The sequence below is a fragment of the Streptomyces sp. NPDC002130 genome, assembly GCF_040296465.1.
Taxonomy (GTDB): domain Bacteria; phylum Actinomycetota; class Actinomycetes; order Streptomycetales; family Streptomycetaceae; genus Streptomyces.
In genome coordinates, this window is the sequence record NZ_JBEOXI010000898.1 from 1 (window position 1) to 1,350 (window position 1,350).

A 1,350-nucleotide genomic window follows, 5' to 3' on the forward strand; every position below is an offset into this window, starting at 1 on the left:
GTCCGCGGCGACGACCTCCTCACCTCGGCGCCGCGTCAGGCGTACCTTGCCCAACTGCTCGACATCGAACCACCGTCGTACGCTCACGTTCCTCTCGCGTTGAACAGTGAAGGCAAACGACTCGCGAAGCGCGATGGCGCAGTGACGCTGGCAGATCAACTCGAAGCCGGACGCAGTGCCGAACAGGTTCTGACGATGATCGCGTCGAGCATCGGTCTCGCCGAACCCGGCGAAGTTGTCACGCCTCCGCTATTGGCGGATCGATTCGACTCTCGCAAGATCCCCCGGACCCCGTGGATTTTCCCGGCAAGGTAAGTGAAGTATCAATCAGCGCCTTGTCGGGACAAAAGCTCGATTGTCCGATATGACAAAGCGGTCCGCAATAGCTATTCGTTGGCAATTTCCAAATAGTGAAGTACGGTCGAGACTGGCGAAGGCAATTGAGGGCGAGTGGTCCCTGCAAAACCACGCCCCGGATCTGAACCTGGAATCCGACCGCAGTACCCACTTGCAGCATCCACGCTGACACGCACGTGCGGCACGGGCGACTGGTCCGCGAGCTTCGCGAGGCACTCGACGACCATCAATTCGAGGTGTTGTATCAACCCCAGGTCAATCTGAACTCGTCAGCAATTATCAGCTACGAAGCACTTCTGCGGTGGCGCCATCCACTCCGAGGGTTGATCGAGCCTCAAGATTTCATGCGCTCCGCCGAATCTTCCGGACTCATCATTCCCATCGGATTACAAGCTCTGGATATGATTTGCGCCCAAACAGCGTCGTGGCCTGAGCACATGATGGTTGCGGTCAACTTTTCGCCTCGCCAACTCGCGACGCCGCACGCCGCTCACGAGATCCTCGGAGCACTCGACAGTTCAGAAACGCCACTGAGCAGAATCATCGTCGAAGTCACCGAACTCGGCGTCGTAGGTAGGCATGCCGCGGACACTCTTCACATCCTGCACAACGAAGGAATTCGAATTGCCCTCGATGATTTCGGGGCGGGCTTCGCGTCGTTCTCCGCGTTGTCGGAATTGCCGCTCGACATTCTCAAGATCGACCAATCCTTGACGTGGGCCGTCAGCGCAGCGGGTCGTGCTGGAGATCGCGCCTTCATGGTCATGGAGTCCATCGCCGACATCGCCCGCAAGCTCGGGCTTGATTCGATCGCAGAGGGCGTCGAAACCGCCGAACACGCAGCCAACGTCTCGAGAGCCGGCTGCGATATGGGCCAGGGCTATTACTTCGGGAAGCCGCTCCCCGCGTCATCCATCGTCACGCCCGTGTGAGCGCTGCGCACTTCAGTACAGCGCCACTTCAGTACGGCGACGATGCACTTGCTATGAGTGC

General features: G+C 59.0%; 2 protein-coding genes. Both read left to right on the forward strand.

Annotated elements, in window-relative coordinates; genetic code table 11:
- On the forward strand, positions 1–315 hold a 315-nt coding region (locus ABT116_RS46765), incomplete at its 5' end, for a glutamate--tRNA ligase family protein (protein ID WP_351647390.1).
- A 218-nt stretch (positions 316–533) separates the two neighbouring features.
- Positions 534–1,289: an EAL domain-containing protein gene (locus tag ABT116_RS46770; RefSeq protein ID WP_351647394.1), complete on the forward strand. Its 756-nt coding sequence runs from the start codon at positions 534–536 to the stop codon at positions 1,287–1,289.
- Positions 1,290–1,350: the final 61 nt, after the last annotated feature.